The organism is Mycobacterium sp. (genome assembly GCF_008709575.1).
Classification (GTDB): Bacteria; Actinomycetota; Actinomycetes; order Mycobacteriales; family Mycobacteriaceae; genus Mycobacterium.
In genome coordinates this window covers 1-15,403 of record NZ_VYIK01000030.1, presented here as the reverse complement: position 1 = coordinate 15,403, position 15,403 = coordinate 1, and the positions used below count along the sequence as shown (strand labels likewise).

The window sequence follows — 15,403 nt, the reverse complement described above, 5'->3', positions numbered from 1 at the left end:
CGGGCAACGACACCCCGGCGGTCGTCGCCCTCAGTGCACAGCCGATAAACCCACCTCAGTGGTGGTGATGCCCGTGGCCGGCGTGCTCGTCCTGTTCGGCGGGCTTTTCGACCACCGCGGTCTCGGTGGTCAGCACCATCCGGGCCACCGACGCCGCATTGAGTACCGCAGACCTGGTCACCTTGACCGGGTCGATCACCCCGGCAGCCGCCAAGTCTTCGTAGGTCAACGTGGCCGCGTTGAGTCCATGCCCGGCGGGCAGTCCGGACACCGTGTTGACCACCACCTGGCCGTCCAAACCGGCGTTGGTCGCGATCCAGTGCAACGGCGCGCTCAGTGCCGCGGAAAACACGTCGACGCCGACCGCCTCGTCGCCGGATAGCGATGCGCGCAGGTCGGTCAGCGCCGTGCGAGCCGCCAGCAGCGCGACCCCGCCGCCGGGCACGATGCCCTCCTCGACGGCGGCCTTCGCGGCGGCCACCGCATCCTCGACGCTTTCCTTGCGCTCCTTGAGCGCGGTCTCGGTGGCCGCACCCACCTTGATGACCGCGACGCCGCCGGCCAGCTTGGCCAGTCGCTCTTCGAGTTTCTCCCGATCCCAGTCGGAGTCGGTGGCCTCGATCTCGGCACGCAGCTGCTTGATGCGGGCAGCAACGGCCTCGGCGGTGCCGCGGCCGTCGACGATCACGGTGTCGTCCTTGGTGACCACCACCCGCCGCGCAGAGCCCAGCACCTCGGTGCCCACCTCGCGCAACAGCAGGCCGACATCAGGGTTGACCACCTGCCCGCCGGTCACCACCGCCAGATCCTCCAGGAAAGCCTTGCGCCGGTCCCCGAAGTACGGCGCCTTGACCGCGACCGCCTTGAGCGTCTTGCGGATCGCGTTGACGACCAGTGTCGCCAGCGCTTCGCCCTCGACATCCTCGGCGATCACCAGGAACGGCTTGCCGGTTTCGGCGACCTTCTCCAGCAGCGGCAGCAAGTCGGGCAGCGAGCTGATCTTGTCCCGGTGCAACAGGATCAGCGGATCTTCCAGGACAGCCTGTTGCGAATCGAAGTCGGTGACGAAATACGCCGACAAGAAACCCTTGTCGAAGCCGACACCTTCGGTGAATTCCAGCTCGGTGGACAACGTCGAGGATTCTTCGACGCTGACCACGCCGTCATGGCCGACCTTGGTCATCGCCTCACCGACCAGCTCGCCGATCTGCTCGTCGCGCGACGACACGGTCGCCACCTGCGCGATCGCCGTCTTCTCGGTGACCGGGGTCGCCGCCGCCAGCAGCGCGTCGGACACCGCGTCGGCAGCCTTGCCGATGCCGGCGCCCAGCGCGATCGGGTTGGCGCCTGCCGCGACATTGCGCAACCCGCCCCTGATCAGCGCCTGCGCCAGCACAGTCGCGGTGGTGGTGCCGTCGCCGGCGACGTCGTTGGTCTTGGTTGCCACCGACTTCACCAACTGGGCGCCCAGATTTTCGAACGGATCCTCCAAGTCGATCTCGCGGGCCACGGTGACCCCGTCGTTGGTGACCGTGGGCCCACCGAAGGCTTTGGCCAGCACCACATGCCGGCCCCGCGGGCCCAGCGTGACCCGCACCGCGTCGGCGAGTTTGTCCGCCCCGACCTCGATGGCGCGCCGCGCGGCCTCGTCGAACTCAATCAGCTTGCTCATAAGGTTGTTCCCTCTGCTGAGCGATCCGCCCCGGCGGTCCCCGGCGAACCGGGGATCGCCGGGGCGGAACACGCCTGCGCTACTTGGCGACCACTGCCAGCACGTCGCGCGCCGACAGGATCAGGTATTCCTCGCCGTTGTATTTGATCTCGGTGCCGCCGTACTTGCTGTAGATGACGGTGTCACCCTCGGCCACGTCCAACGGAATCCGCTTCTCACCGTCCTCATCCCAGCGGCCGGGGCCGACGGCGACGACGGTGCCTTCCTGCGGCTTCTCTTTGGCGGTGTCGGGAATGACCAGACCGGATGCGGTCGTGGTCTCGGCCTCGTTGGCCTGTACGAGGATCTTGTCCTCGAGTGGCTTGATCTTCACGCTCGCCACGATGTGAGCCCTCCACTAGTAGGGCCCGGGGCCGTCCCCGGACCGTTTTGGTAGCCGGCCCGGAGCCAGCCCCGAACCGTCGGATTACCAGGTGTTCGGCTCTCGTCCGTACCCACACGCCGTCGTCGCGGGTGCCGACGCAGGGATTGTCCGATTGCCACCTAGCACTCTATACACGAGAGTGCTAGCACTCAAGGTTGTCCCGTTGCTTGCGCCGCGGCAGCGGCGGCCGCACGCCGCACGAGCGGGATGGGCGCGTGGTCTGTCGGCGACAAACTGCAGGCAGACGCAGCAGCAAGAGCTTCCCGTCGTCACCGAGTGCTAAGAATGGGTCATGTTCCTCGGGCTCCGCACCGCACACCGAATTGCCGCCAGGGCCGCCCTGGCCGCCCTGCTGGCCGTCACCGCCCTCACCGCCGGCGTCGGCCACGCCGACCCCGGCGGCCGCATGTACGGCGACCCCGAGGCCGCCGCGCCTTACTGGCGCTATCAGTTCGGCAACGACTGCGGTCTGATGGCCGTCGCGGACGTGGTCGGCCAGCTGACCGGCCAGGAACCCACCCAAGTCGGGATCGTGCTGCGCGCGATGTTCACCAAAAGCGAAGCCCACCAGGGTGACATCTACTTTTTCGACGGCACTTCCCCCGAAGACCTGGTCGACCTGCTGGGAAAGTACGGGATTCAGTCCGACCTGACCACCGGCAACACCATGGCCGGGCTGGAACAAGACCTGGCCGGAGGCCACAAGGTGATCGCCGGCGTCAACGCCGAAACGATCTGGAACTATCCCCCCGGGGAGGGCCAGCGGACCCGGGCCAACCACGCCGTCGTCGTCACCGGGGTCGACACCGCCGACGACGTCGTGCACCTCAACGACAGCGGCATCCCCACCGGCCGCGACGAGCGGATCCCCATGGACACCTTCAAGCAAGCCTGGGCGACCAGCGACAACCTGCTGATCGTCACCGTGGAGACCAACAGCATCTGATCGCGGCCCTCACCGCAGCTGGCCCGTCACCACCGGCAGGCCCGGGTCGCTGGAGACGTCCAGCGGCGAGGGCGGCGCTTTCGCGGCGACCAGCTGCGCGGCGAAGGCGGCGATCATCGCGCCGTTGTCGGTGCACAGCTGCGGCCGGGGGATCCGCAACCTCAGGCCGGCCTGCGCGCAGCGCTGCGCTGCGAGCTCACGCAGCCGCGAATTCGCGGCCACCCCGCCGGCAATCAACACGGTGCCGACACCCAGGCCGGTGGCGGCGCGCACCGCCTTACCGCTCAGCACGTCGGCGACCGCTTCCTGGAAGCCGGCCGCGACGTCGGCGATCGCCGCGTCGGGGTGTGCCTCCAGGTACCGCGCGACCGCGGTCTTGAGCCCGGAGAAGCTGAACGCGTGCGGATCGTCGCGCGGACCGGTCATGCCCCGCGGGAACACGATCGCCTCCGGATCACCGGTGCGGGCCAAGTCATCGAGCACTTTGCCGCCCGGGTAGCCCAACCCCAGCAGTCGGGCCACCTTGTCGTAAGCCTCCCCGGCCGCGTCGTCGACGGTGCTGCCGAGTTCGACGATCGGCTCGGCGAGCGACCGCACGTGCAGCAGGTGGGTGTGCCCGCCCGAGACCAGCAGCGCCACGCACTCCGGCAGCGGCCCGTGCTCGCAGACGTCGGCGGCCAGGTGCCCGCCGAGGTGGTTCACCGCGTAGAAGGGCACCCCCCAGGCGGCGGCGTAGGCTTTGGCGGCCGCCACCCCCACCATCAGTGCGCCCACCAGCCCCGGCCCGATGGTGGCCGCGACGACGTCGGGCCGGCGTACCCGCGCCGCCGCCAGCGCGCGGCGCATCGTCGGGCCCAGCGCCTCCAGGTGTGCCCGCGACGCGATCTCGGGCACCACCCCGCCGAACCGCACGTGTTCGGCCACACTGGAGGCCACCTCGTCGGCCAGCACCGTCACGGTGCCGTCGAGGTCGAGCCGGACGATGCCGACACCGGTTTCGTCACAGGAGGTTTCGATCGCCAAGATGGTCGTCATGTCTGCTTCCGCGGATCCCTGCGCATGATATAGGCGTCGGCGCCGCTGACCCGGTAATAGCGCCGGCGCAGCCCGACGGTGGTGAAGCCGGCGCTGCGGTACAGCGCGATCGCCGCCGCATTGTCGGTGCGAACCTCCAGGTAGACGACGGCGTCGCCGGCGAAGCCCAACAGCTCGCCCAGCAGCCGGCGCCCGATACCCCGGCCCTGATACGCCGGGTCGACCCCGACGGTGTGCACCTCGTATTCGAACGGCGGCGTGCGGCCCAGCCGCGCGATGCCGGCGTAGCCCACCACCGTACCGCCGTCGCGCGCGGCCACGTAGTGGTGGTGCTTGGCGGCGAGTTCACGAACGAAGGCTTCCGGCGGCCAGGGATCGTCGCCGGCGAACAACCGCGCCTCCAACTCGGCGCACCGGGCGGCGTCGGCGGGGGCCAGTGCACCGAATTCGAGCGTCATCGCGGGCGGGGCCTGGCATCGGGCCGACGCAGGTACCACGGCACCAGCGGCGCGGGAGGCCGCGACCAGTCGGCGACCGCGGCCACCAGCCCGCTCGGGGTGGGGTACGTCGGCTCGCACCGCGGCAGGTCGAACAGCGCGGCGTGCGCGGGTGAGCCCGCTACCGCACGTGCCGCACCGGGATCGACATCGGCCGGGGCGTCGACGGCGGGGCCGGCGATCCGGATCCCGTCGCGGTAGCGCGCCCAATAGACCTCCCGGCGCCGGGCGTCGGTGACGACCAACGTCTCGCCCTCAGTTCGGCGGCCGATGGCGTCGAGGCTGCACACGCCGTACACCGGCAGGTCCAGCGCATGCCCGTAGGCGGCGGCGCTCGCCATTCCCACCCGCAGGCCGGTGAACGGCCCGGGCCCGCAGCCCACCACCACGGCGTCCAGGTCGGCCGTCGTCAGTGCGGCGTCGGCCAGTGCGGCCACCACGTTGGGGGTGAGCCGCTCGGCGTGGGCGCGCGCGTCGAGGGTGACCCGCTCGGCCAGCACCGCGCCGTCGGCCACCACCCCCGCCGTCACGGCCGCGGTGGCGGTGTCGATCGTGAGCACACAACGGCTCATCACCGGCTCATCACCGGCTCCACTGCCAGGTTGCGGTGCGCACATCGGAGTTGGTCAGCCGCTCCAGCCGGATGTCGAGGCAGCGCGCGGAGAGTCGTTCGGCCAGGCCCGCGCCCCACTCGACCACGACGACGGCCTCGTCGAGATCGGTGTCCAGATCCAGCGAGTCCAGCTCGCCCAGCAGGTCCGCGCGGTGGTGATCCAGTAGCCGGTAGACGTCGACGTGGATCATCGCCGGCGCTCCGGCCCGCCGCGCCGGGTGCACCCGGGCCAGCACGAACGTCGGCGACGTGACCGGTCCCTCGACGTCCATCGCCGCAGCGATTCCCTTGGCCAACACTGTTTTTCCAGCCCCGAGCGGACCGGACAGCACCACCACGTCCCCGGCGCGCAGCTGCGCACCCAGCCGTGACCCGAGTGCGAGGGTGTCCTCGACGCGGGCCAGTGTGGCCGTGCCGGCTGTCTCAGGCACGGCGCCGGCTCCGCTCGCGCCACTTTCGGCTCAGCGTCGCCAGCCGGCCCGGGGTTGCCCGCTTGACCAGCCGCAGCAGTCCTTCGTTGACCGGCTCCGGCTTGCCCAGCAACACCAGGTGGCCAGCCCTGCCCACGATGATCATCTCGGCGTTCGGCAGCGCCGCGGCCATCCGCCGCGAGTATTCGTCGGGGGTGAGCAGGTCGTGATCACCACAGACGATCAGCGTCGGGATTTTCGCCAAAGTCGGCAGGGCCGCGGTCTCGTCGTGGGTCTGCAGGGCATGCAGAAATCCCGTCACGGTCGGAATCGGGGTGTCGTGCATCATCTGCTGGGAGAACGCGACCACGCTCGGGCTGACCTCGAAGTCGCCGTAGGACGCCGCCCGCAGGATCGGGCCGATCAGGGACCGCGCCGCGCTGCGGCCGTGGTGGAGGAGTTGCGGTGCGGACCGGGCAGCCAGCCGGACGGCGCCGACCGCCGGATTCTCCAGCACTTCTCCCAGTGGCGACTTCGAAACCCCTTCGGCCGCTGACGAAATCAGTGCAGCCCCGACGACGCGACGGCCGTAGTGGTGCGGGTACTGTCGGGCATGCGACAGCACCGTCATGCCGCCCATCGAATGTCCGACCAGCACGACCGGACCGCGCGGCGCGGCCACCTGCAAGACCGTCTCCAAATCCCGGCCCAGCTGGGTCACGGTGTAGGTGTCCGGCGCGGCATCGCCGGAGCGGCCGTGGCCGCGTTGATCGTAGAAGACCATCCGGACGCGCGAACCCCACTCCCCGTGCAGCCGCGTGCGCTGAAAGTGGAAGGCGCCCATACTAAGACAGAATCCGTGGGCAAACACAACAGTCAGCGGCGCGTCGACGGGCCCGACCTCGCGCACCGCCAACGGCACGCCGTCGGGGGTGGTCACCACGAAGCCGCGGTCGCCGTCGAGCGTCCGGAAATTCTCGTCGGCATAGGGGTCTTCGCCGTTGACGCGGTGGGTCAATCCGCGCACGATCGAGATCGCGACGATCGTGCCGACCGCGCTCAGCCCCGCGGCGCCGGCCAGCCATCGATTCCTGCGAGCGCGGGCCGCACCGTTACCGGTCAACGATTGTCGACCTCGCGGTAGGTTCTGACGATACGCCCGCGGGGACTGGTCACCACCTCGTAATGGATACTGCCGAGCAGGTCCGCCCAATCCTGGGCGGTGGGCTCACCGCTGGTGCCCGGCCCGAACAGGATCGCCTCGTCACCCTCGGCGACGTCGGGTACTCCCGGGCCCAGATCGACAACGAACTGGTCCATGCAGATCCGCCCGACTCCGCGCCGCAGCCGACCGTTGATCAACACGTCCAGACGCCCCGACAGCGCCCGGAACACCCCATCGGCGTACCCGACCGGCAGCAGGGCGATATTGGTATCGCGGTCGGCGATCCAAGTGTGCCCGTAGGACACACCGTCACCGGCTTGAACCGAACGCACAAGCACGACAACGCATTTCACCGTCATCGCAGGAGTCAAGCCGATATCGCGGCGCTCGGCGAACGGGTTGAGCCCGTAGAGGGCGATCCCGGGCCGCACCATGTCGAAGGCGAGATCGGGGCGGACCAGTACGGCCGGTGAATTCGCCAGATGCGCCACCTCGTAGTGCACGCCGTGCTCACGTGCCTGGGTCAGCATGGCGAGAAACCGTTGGGCCTGCAGATCGTTGGCCGGGTGCTCGGGCTCGTCGGCGCAGGCCAGGTGCGACATCATGCCACGCACCCGGATCGTCTCGTCGGCGACGGCGCGGCGCAGGGCGGCCAGCATCGAGGGGTACTCGGCGGCACGCACCCCGTTGCGGTTCATCCCGGTGTCGAGTTTGACCGTCACCGTCGCCGTCCGACCGGTGCGGTGCACAGCGTCGAGCAATTCGTCAAGCTGGCCCACCGAGGACACACCGACCTGGATGTCTGCTGCCAGAGCCGGCGCGAAGTCGGTGCAGGGCCGGTGCAGCCAGGCCAGCACCGGGGCGGTGATGCCGTCGGCGCGCAGCGCGAGCGCTTCCTCGATAGTGGCGACCCCGAGCTCGGCGGCGCCGGCGGCCAGCGCGGCGCGGGCCACGCGCGAGGCGCCGTGCCCGTAGCCGTCGGCCTTGACGACGGCCATCAGCGCCGCGGAACCGGCGTGTTCGCGCAGCAGGCGCATGTTGTGCGTGATCGCCCCCAGGTCGATCACCGCCTCGGCGATCCGGCCCCGGGTCGCCGACGTCGGAGATATCACTGCCATCGTCGACATTGTCTCAGAACGCTCACCCAGCGCCGATCGATCAGCGCCCGGCGCGACCCGGGGCGGCGTCAGTGCGCGAAATGCCGCCGGGTGAAGTGCCCACGGGGCTTGAGTTTGTCCAGGCTGACCACCGCGGCGTGGGTGTCTTCGTGCAGTGCGCGGGCCAGGTCGGCGGAGAAACCTTCCCGGACCACGATACGCAGCACCGAGACGTCGGTGGCGTTCTCCGGCATCGTGTAGGCGGGCACCTGCCAGCCGCAGGTCCGAAGTTCGTGGGAGACGTCGAATTCGGTGTAGCCGCGGTCCTCGCGCAGCCGGAAGCACACCACCGGGATCGCCGATCCGTCGGAGATCACTTCGAAGTGTTCGCTGTCGGCAAACCAGTCGCCCAGCCATCGCGCTGTTTGCGACAACGTCTGCATGACCTGGGTGTACCCTTCGCGCCCCAGCCGCAGAAAGTTGTAGTACTGACCGATGACCTGGTTGCCGGGCCGGGAAAAATTCAGCGTGAACGTCGGCATGTCGCCGCCGAGGTAGTTGACCCGAAAGACCAGCTCTTCAGGCAGATGCTCGGCGCTGCGCCACACGACGAACCCGATCCCGGGGTAGGTCAGCCCGTATTTGTGGCCGCTGACGTTGATCGACACCACCCGCGGTTGCCGAAAATCCCAGGCCAGCCGCGGATGCAGGAACGGCACCACGAATCCCCCGCTGGCGGCGTCGACGTGCACCGGGACGTCGACCCCGCCGCCGGCGGCCAGTCGGTCCAGCGCCGCGCAGATCTGCTCGACCGGCTCGAGTTCACCGGTGTAGGTGGTGCCCAGGATCGCGACCACCCCGATGGTGTCCTCGTCGACGGCGTCGACCACCTGCTCGGGTGTGATGACGTAGCGGCCCCGCTCCATCGGCAGATAGCGGGGTTCGACGTCGAAGTAGCGGCAGAACTTCTCCCAGACCACCTGCACGTTGGAGCCCATCACCAGGTTCGGGGTGCGTTTTTTCCACCCGGGTCCCACCCGCTGACGCCAGCGCCACTTGAGCGCCAGCCCACCCAGCATGACCGCCTCCGACGATCCGATGGTCGATACCCCGGCCGCGCTGGTCGGGTCGTCGTCGCGCAGATTTTCGGCGTGGAACAGATCGGCCACAATGCAAACGCAGCGCTGCTCGATGGCCGCGGTGGCCGGATACTCGTCCTTGTCGATCATGTTCTTGTCGAACGCCTCGGCCATCAACTTCTCGGCCTCGGGATCCATCCACGTCGTCACGAACGTCGCCAGGTTCAGCCGCGAACTGCCGTCGAGCATCAGCTCGTCGTGGACGAAGCGGTAGGCGGCCTCGGGATCCATCGCATCGTCGGGCAGCCGCAGCGCGGGGATGGGCGCGGTGAACAGCCGCCCGGTGTAGGCGGGTCCGATCGAGTGGGCCGGGGCGGACGGGTAGCGCGTCACAGCGGATCCTTTCGCTTCGATATCGGGTTTACAGGCTGGCCAGGGCGGTTCGGAGGTGGCCGATGATGCGCGATGCCGACGTCGGGGCATCGCCCGGGCCGGGGTCACCGGCCGACAACGCCGCCGCGCGCGCGTGCACGAACGCCGCCGCGGCCGCTGCCTCGCCAGCCGGCAACCCTGCTGCCAGCAGGGCGCCGATCACGCCGGAGAGCACGTCTCCGGAGCCGGCGGTGGCCGCCCAGGACTGGCCGGCCGGGTTGAGATACACCGGCCCACCGGGTTCGGCGATGACGGTGACATTGCCTTTGAGCAGCACGGTGGCACCGAGGGTATCGGCCAGCTTGCGGGTGGCGCCGACCCGGTCGTCACCCGGCGGCGCGCCGGCCAGGCGGGCGAATTCACCGGCGTGCGGTGTCAGCACGGTCGGCGCGCGGCGATTGGCGAGCAGGTCGGGGTGGGCGGCCAGCAGGGTCAACGCGTCGGCATCTACGATCACCGGCAGGTCGGTGTCCAAAACGAACCACAGCGCGGCCACCCCGTCCTCCCCGGTGCCCAGGCCGGGCCCGACCACCCAGGACTGGACCCGACCCGCCGCCGCGGGGGTGGGCGCCGCGACCACCTCCGGCCAGCGCGACAACACCTCGCGCCAGGCGCTGCCGGCGTAGCGGACCATACCGGACGTGGCCGCCACCGCCGCACCCGCGCACAACACCGCCGCACCCGGATAGGCCGGCGAGCCCGCCGCGACGCCGGTGACTCCCTGGGTGTATTTGTCGTCGCGGGGCCCGGGGACGGGCCAGCGCGCCGCCACGTCGGCGGCCTCGAAACCGTGGATGTCGGTGTCGGGCAGCTCCAGGCCGATGTCGACCAACTGCACGCGGCCGCAGTCGGCCAGTGCGTGCACGGGTTTGAGCCCGCCGAAGGTGACCGTCAGCGCGGCGCGCACGGCCGGACCGGTGATCGCCCCGGTCGCCACGTCGATGCCGCTGGGGATATCGACGGCCACCACCGGGATCGCGGCCGCCGCGACCGCGGCGAAGACGTCGGCAGCGGCCGGCCGCAGCGGCCCGGAGCCGGAGATGCCGACCACGCCGTCGATGACCAGGTCGGTCGTTTCCCGGACATGGTCCACGATGCGCCCGCCGGCTTTGGTGAACGCCGCCAGGCCCTTGCGATGAGCGCGCTCCGGGTTGAGCAGCACCGCATCGGCGGCGGCGCCGCGGCGCCGCAGGAACGTCGCCGCCCACAGCGCGTCGCCGCCGTTGTCGCCGGAGCCGACGACCGCGCAGACCCGCCGGCCCGACACCCCGCCGGTGCGGGCGGTCAGTTCAGCGACGATCGCGGCGGCCAGCCCGAACGCCGCGCGCCGCATCAATGCGCCGTCGGGCAGGGCGGCCAGGAGCGGGGCTTCGGCCGCGCGGATCGCATCGACGGAGTAGTAGTGCCGCATCGCGTCCAGCATTCCACGCCGCGCCGGACCCGGTTCAGCCCCCGTAGTGCCGCAGGTGTCGCCGCGTCATCAACGCCGCCAGGATGCCCGCCGCCTACTCCACGGTCACCGACTTGGCCAGGTTCCGCGGCTTGTCGACGTCATAACCACGGGCCTGCGCGACCGACGCCGCGAACACCTGCAGCGGAATTGTCGACAGCAGGGGCTGGAAAAGCGTTGATACCGAAGGGATTTCGATCAGATGATCGGCGTAGGGTCGTACCGTTTCGTCGCCTTCCTCGGCGATCACGATGGTGGTCGCGCCGCGGGCCTGGATCTCGCGGATGTTGGACAGCAACTTGGCGTGCAGCGTCGAGGCGTTCTTGGGCGAGGGCATCACGACGATAACCGGCAGACCCTCTTCGATCAGGGCGATCGGGCCGTGTTTGAGCTCGCCGGCCGCGAAACCCTCGGCGTGCATGTAGGCCAGTTCTTTGAGTTTCAGCGCCCCTTCTAACGCGACCGGATAACCGACGTGGCGACCCAGAAACAGCACCGCCTGCGAGCGGGCGAACCGGTGGGCCAGATCGGCGACGGGCCCGATCCCGGCGAGCACCCGCGCTACCAGATCCGGCATGGATTCCAGCTCGCGGTATTCGCGCTGCACCTCGTCGGGGTATTTGGTGCCGCGGGCCTGCGCCAGCGCCAGCCCGAGAAGGCACGTGGCGGCGATCTGCGCCAGGAATGTCTTGGTCGACGCGACCCCGATCTCCGGGCCGGCGCGGGTGTAGAGCACCGCGTCGCACTCGCGCGGGATCTGGCTTCCGTTGGTGTTGCAGATCGCCAGCACCTTGGCCTTCTGCTCCTTGGCGTGCCGGACCGCCTCCAGGGTGTCGGCTGTCTCCCCGGACTGGCTGATCGCCACCACCAGCGTGCTGCGGTCCAGCACCGGGTCGCGGTACCGAAATTCGCTGGCGAGCTCGACTTCCACGGGCAGCCGGGTCCAGTGCTCGATGGCGTACTTGGCCAACAGCCCCGAGTGGTAGGCCGTGCCGCAGGCGACCACGAACACCTTGTCGATCTCGCGCAGTTCCTGGTCGGACAGGCGCTGCTCGTCCAATACGATGCGGCCGTCCACGAAATGCCCGAGCAGCGTGTCGGCCACCGCGGCGGGCTGTTCGGCGATCTCCTTGAGCATGAAGTACTCGTAGCCGCCTTTCTCGGCGGCCGCCAGATCCCAGTCGACGTGGAAGGGCCGGGCACGCGCGGCGTCGTCGTTGCCGTCGAAGTCGGTGATCCGGTAGCCGTCGGCGCTGATCACCACGGCCTGGTCCTGGCCCAGCTCGACCGCGTCACGGGTGTGCGGGATGAACGCGGCCACGTCGGAGCCGACGAACATCTCGCCGTCGCCGATGCCGAGCACCAGCGGTGCGGACCGGCGGGCGGCGACGATCGTGCCCGGCTCGTCGGCGTTGGCGAAGACCAGGGTGAAGTGGCCTTCCAGGCGGCGCAGCACGGCCAGCACAGAGCCGGGAAAATCGCCGGCGGTCGGGCCGTGGCGGTATGCCCGCGCCACCAGGTGCACCGCGACCTCGGTGTCGGTGTCGCTGGAAAATTCCACGCCGGCGGTTTCCAGCTCGCGGCGCAGCGCCGCGAAGTTCTCGATGATGCCGTTGTGGACGACGGCGATCTTGCCCGCGGCATCACGGTGCGGGTGCGCATTGCGGTCCGTGGGGCGTCCGTGGGTCGCCCACCGGGTGTGCCCCAGGCCCGTACCCCCGGTCAGCGCGGCGGGATCGATCGTCTGCAGCGCCTGCTCCAGATTGGTCAACCGGCCCGCACGACGGCAGACGGTCAGGGTGCCGTGGCCATCCAGCAGCGCGATGCCCGCCGAATCGTAGCCGCGGTACTCCATCCGGTGCAACGCCTCGACGACGACGTCGCAGGCCCGCCGCCCGCCGACGTAGCCGACGATTCCGCACATAGCCCCTCAGGGTAGTGCAGGGTTCGCCGTGCGCGGCGCATGCTGGTCGGCGAGCGGCCTCGCTCGCCACCGCGGTGCGCTACCGTCAACGGGTGGCCAGGACTCGACAACTCGTCGCGGCGTTGACCCGCCGCGGCCCGCACCGCGTTTTGCGGGGCGACTTGGCGTTCGCCGGCCTGCCCGGGGTGGTGTACACGCCCGACGCGGGGCTAAGCCTGCCCGCGGTGGCCTTCGGCCACGACTGGCTCACCGGCGCCGACCGCTACACGGGTCTGCTGGAACACCTGGCGTCGTGGGGCATCGTGGCCGCCGCCCCCGACACCGAACGCGGTCTGGCGCCGTCGGTGCTCAACCTGGCCTTCGACATGGGCAGCGCGCTCGACATCGCTGCCGGGGTGCGGCTGGGGCCGGGCAGGATCAGCGTGCATCCGGGCAAGCTCGGGCTGGCGGGCCACGGCTTTGGTGGTTCGGCTGCGGTTTTCGCGGCGGCCGGCATGCCGGACAAAATCCAGGCGGTGGCAGCGATCTTCCCGTCGGTCACCGCACCGCCGGCCGAGCAGCCGGCCGCGACGTTGTCGGTGCCCGGCGTGGTGTTCAGTGCCCCCGGTGAGGCGAAGATGCTGCGTTCCAACGCTATCGAGCTATCCCGGGCCTGGCGTACGGCGACGTTGCGGGTGGTCCGCAAAGCCCGGCCCGACGGATTGGCCGAAGGGCGCCGGTTGCCGAACGTACTGGGGTTGCCCGGTCCGCACCGCAAGACCCAGAAGATGATTCGCGCGCTGCTGACCGGGTACCTGCTCGGCACTCTCGGACGTGACAAGACCTATCGGGCGTTCGCCGATCCGGATGCGGCGCTGGCCGGCACCCAGGTCGGCAAGCATGACCTGCCGCCGGTGTCCGCGCAGGAAAAGATTGTCGCGCTGCTGAAAGGCTGAGAGCCGCCGGTGCTATAACGGCACGATGCGGATCGGCGTGATGCTGGACTACTCGGGCGGTTTCCGCCAGGCCGCGGCCCGCGTCGTCGAACTGGAGAAGGTCGGTATCGACATCGCGGTGGTGGCCGAGGCCTATTCCTTCGACGCGGTCAGCCAACTGGGCTATTTGGCTGCCAAGACCTCGACGGTGGAGCTGGCCTCGGGAGTGTTGCCGATCTACACCCGCACCCCGTCGCTGCTGGCGATGACCGCAGCCGGCCTGGACTACGTCTCCGACGGCCGATTCCGGCTAGGCCTGGGAACGTCGGGACCACAGGTCATCGAGGGTTTTCACGGGGTTGCGTTCGACGCCCCGCTGGGCCGCACCCGCGAGGTGGTGGAGATCTGCCGGCAGGTGTGGCGGCGCCAGCGGGTCAACTACTGCGGCAAGCACTACCAGATTCCGCTTCCGGCCGACCGGGGAACCGGGCTGGGCAAGGCTTTGCAGATCATCAATCACCCAGTGCGTGAACGTATTCCGATATCGATCGCCGCGCTCGGGCCGAAAAATGTCGAGCTGACCGCCCAGATCGCCGAAGGCTGGCAACCGGTGTTCTTCTACCCGGAGAAGGCGCAGTCGGTCTGGGGCGAGGCGCTGGCGGCCGGCCGCGCCAAACGGGATCCCGCTCTGGGTCCGCTCGACGTCATGGTGGGCGCGGCGCTGGCCATCGGCGACGACGTCGAGGACCGCCGGGCGTGGGTGAAACCGCAATTGGCGCTCTACATCGGCGGCATGGGCGCCAAGAACCGCAACTTCTACCACAATTTGGCCACCCGCTACGGCTTCGGCGAGGTGGCGAACCGGATTCAGGAGCTCTACCTGGCCGGCCGGAAAACCGAGGCGATCGCTGCCGTGCCCGACGAGCTGGTGCGCCGGATCTCGCTGATCGGGTCGCGCGGATTCGTGGCCGAGCGGGTGGCGGCGTTCGCCGATGCCGGGGTGACGACGCTGTTGGCGACGCCGCTCAGCACCGACCGTGACGAGGCCGTGCGTTACGTCGAGCAGCTTCGCGCGCTGCTGCCCGGCTGACCGATCATCGGCGGGGTGGGGCCGCGTTGCTCATCGGCCGGCAGCAGCACCCGGCCGGCGAGCCGGCCGGTCGTTGGCGGTGCGGACGCGAGGCCGTCCAGGGTGGCGTTGTGCCGGGCCAGCACCTCGGCCAGCCGGGATGTGAGGTCGCTCATTGGCCCGCCTGCGGCAACTCGTCGGCAGCGATCTCGCATGGGGTTTCGTCAGCCGGCGGAGGCTCGGGCGCCGCGGGCGGCCCCGCCGGTGTCGCGGAATCCTGCGGGGCGGTCGAGTCCTCGACCACATCGGCGGTGGAGGAGGGACTTTGACCTGTTGTCTTCGCCTCTTCGTCGTCGGTGTCGTCGGTGTCGTCGGTGTCGTCGGTGGCGGCCGGATCGGCGGCCTGCTCATCGGGCTGATCCTCGGCGGGATCGTCGGGATCGTCGGCCTGCTCTTCGCCCTCGAGCCGATCCTCAGACGCCGGACCCTCGGGCGCGGGATCGGCAAGACCGTCGGCCAGCGATCCCAGCAGATCGCCGATGCCGTCGACGATCCGGCCCACCACACCGCCGACAGCCCCAGCCAGACCGCCCAGTCCGACCGGCCCGCCGGCGCCGCCGAGGTCGCCCGGGCCGCCCGGCAGGCCCGTGGCATCACCGGCCGGCGGCGCGACCGG

15 protein-coding genes and 1 pseudogene are annotated in these 15,403 nt (G+C 70.0%); 3 read left to right on the top strand and 13 right to left on the bottom strand.

Going from position 1 to position 15,403, the window contains the following annotated elements; genetic code table 11:
• Nucleotides 1-55: 55 nt before the first annotated feature.
• Nucleotides 56-1,672, bottom strand: a complete 1,617-nt coding sequence (groL, locus tag F6Q13_RS08735; protein ID WP_293055179.1) for a chaperonin GroEL — start codon at nucleotides 1,670-1,672, stop codon at nucleotides 56-58.
• Nucleotides 1,673-1,751: 79 nt separating this feature from the next.
• Nucleotides 1,752-2,054: a co-chaperone GroES gene (gene groES, locus F6Q13_RS08730; RefSeq protein ID WP_293055177.1), complete on the bottom strand. Its 303-nt coding sequence runs from the start codon at nucleotides 2,052-2,054 to the stop codon at nucleotides 1,752-1,754.
• Between the two features lie 334 nt (nucleotides 2,055-2,388).
• On the opposite strand from groES, the gene F6Q13_RS08725 reads away from it, so the two are divergent.
• Complete coding sequence (locus F6Q13_RS08725) at nucleotides 2,389-3,042, top strand: C39 family peptidase (protein WP_293055175.1); 654 nt, start codon at nucleotides 2,389-2,391, stop codon at nucleotides 3,040-3,042.
• A gap of 9 nt (nucleotides 3,043-3,051) precedes the next feature.
• On the opposite strand, the gene tsaD is transcribed toward F6Q13_RS08725, so the two are convergent.
• From tsaD to glmS, 9 genes are all read right to left on the bottom strand, one after another.
• On the bottom strand, nucleotides 3,052-4,077 hold the full coding sequence (gene tsaD, locus F6Q13_RS08720; RefSeq protein WP_293055173.1) for a tRNA (adenosine(37)-N6)-threonylcarbamoyltransferase complex transferase subunit TsaD: 1,026 nt from the start codon (nucleotides 4,075-4,077) through the stop codon (nucleotides 3,052-3,054).
• Entirely contained in the window at nucleotides 4,074-4,535 is a 462-nt protein-coding gene (rimI, locus tag F6Q13_RS08715) for a ribosomal protein S18-alanine N-acetyltransferase (RefSeq protein WP_293055171.1), read from the bottom strand. Before rimI ends, tsaD begins: the two co-directional genes overlap by 4 nt.
• The gene (tsaB, locus tag F6Q13_RS08710) at nucleotides 4,532-5,146 is read right to left on the bottom strand and encodes a tRNA (adenosine(37)-N6)-threonylcarbamoyltransferase complex dimerization subunit type 1 TsaB (RefSeq protein WP_293055169.1); all 615 of its coding nucleotides are present in this window, start codon (nucleotides 5,144-5,146) and stop codon (nucleotides 4,532-4,534) included. Before tsaB ends, rimI begins: the two co-directional genes overlap by 4 nt.
• A 10-nt stretch (nucleotides 5,147-5,156) precedes the next feature.
• A complete protein-coding gene (tsaE, locus tag F6Q13_RS08705) occupies nucleotides 5,157-5,618 on the bottom strand; it encodes a tRNA (adenosine(37)-N6)-threonylcarbamoyltransferase complex ATPase subunit type 1 TsaE (RefSeq protein ID WP_293055167.1) in 462 nt (153 codons plus the stop codon).
• The gene (locus F6Q13_RS08700) at nucleotides 5,611-6,720 is read right to left on the bottom strand and encodes an alpha/beta hydrolase (protein WP_293055165.1); all 1,110 of its coding nucleotides are present in this window, start codon (nucleotides 6,718-6,720) and stop codon (nucleotides 5,611-5,613) included. The genes tsaE and F6Q13_RS08700 overlap by 8 nt, the downstream gene beginning before the upstream one ends.
• Nucleotides 6,717-7,889 carry an alanine racemase gene (gene alr, locus F6Q13_RS08695; protein ID WP_293055163.1) on the bottom strand — a complete coding sequence of 391 codons (1,173 nt, stop codon included), beginning with the start codon at nucleotides 7,887-7,889 and terminating at the stop codon, nucleotides 6,717-6,719. The genes F6Q13_RS08700 and alr overlap by 4 nt, the downstream gene beginning before the upstream one ends.
• 59 nt (nucleotides 7,890-7,948) lie before the next feature.
• On the bottom strand, nucleotides 7,949-9,331 hold the full coding sequence (locus tag F6Q13_RS08690) for a glutamate decarboxylase (RefSeq protein WP_293055161.1): 1,383 nt from the start codon (nucleotides 9,329-9,331) through the stop codon (nucleotides 7,949-7,951).
• A 28-nt stretch (nucleotides 9,332-9,359) separates the two neighbouring features.
• Nucleotides 9,360-10,781, bottom strand: coding sequence for an NAD(P)H-hydrate dehydratase (locus tag F6Q13_RS08685; protein WP_293055159.1), 1,422 nt, complete (start codon nucleotides 10,779-10,781; stop codon nucleotides 9,360-9,362).
• 94 nt (nucleotides 10,782-10,875) lie between these two features.
• Nucleotides 10,876-12,744 (bottom strand): glutamine--fructose-6-phosphate transaminase (isomerizing), encoded by a 1,869-nt coding sequence (gene glmS / locus F6Q13_RS08680; protein ID WP_293055157.1) that lies wholly within the window; start codon nucleotides 12,742-12,744, stop codon nucleotides 10,876-10,878.
• A 92-nt stretch (nucleotides 12,745-12,836) separates the two neighbouring features.
• Here glmS and F6Q13_RS08675 point away from each other — a divergent pair, with 92 nt between their 5' ends.
• Both F6Q13_RS08675 and F6Q13_RS08670 read left to right on the top strand, forming a co-directional pair.
• Nucleotides 12,837-13,679 (top strand): hypothetical protein, encoded by an 843-nt coding sequence (locus tag F6Q13_RS08675; protein ID WP_293055155.1) that lies wholly within the window; start codon nucleotides 12,837-12,839, stop codon nucleotides 13,677-13,679.
• Between the two features lie 25 nt (nucleotides 13,680-13,704).
• Complete coding sequence (locus F6Q13_RS08670) at nucleotides 13,705-14,748, top strand: LLM class F420-dependent oxidoreductase (protein ID WP_293055153.1); 1,044 nt, start codon at nucleotides 13,705-13,707, stop codon at nucleotides 14,746-14,748.
• On the opposite strand, the gene F6Q13_RS08665 is transcribed toward F6Q13_RS08670, so the two are convergent.
• Nucleotides 14,712-14,903: a hypothetical protein gene (locus F6Q13_RS08665; RefSeq protein ID WP_293055151.1), complete on the bottom strand. Its 192-nt coding sequence runs from the start codon at nucleotides 14,901-14,903 to the stop codon at nucleotides 14,712-14,714. The two genes, F6Q13_RS08670 and F6Q13_RS08665, sit on opposite strands and share 37 nt — an antisense overlap.
• A pseudogene (locus F6Q13_RS08660) lies at nucleotides 14,900-15,403 on the bottom strand (hypothetical protein); the annotation flags it as partial. The pseudogene F6Q13_RS08660 and the gene F6Q13_RS08665, both read right to left, overlap by 4 nt.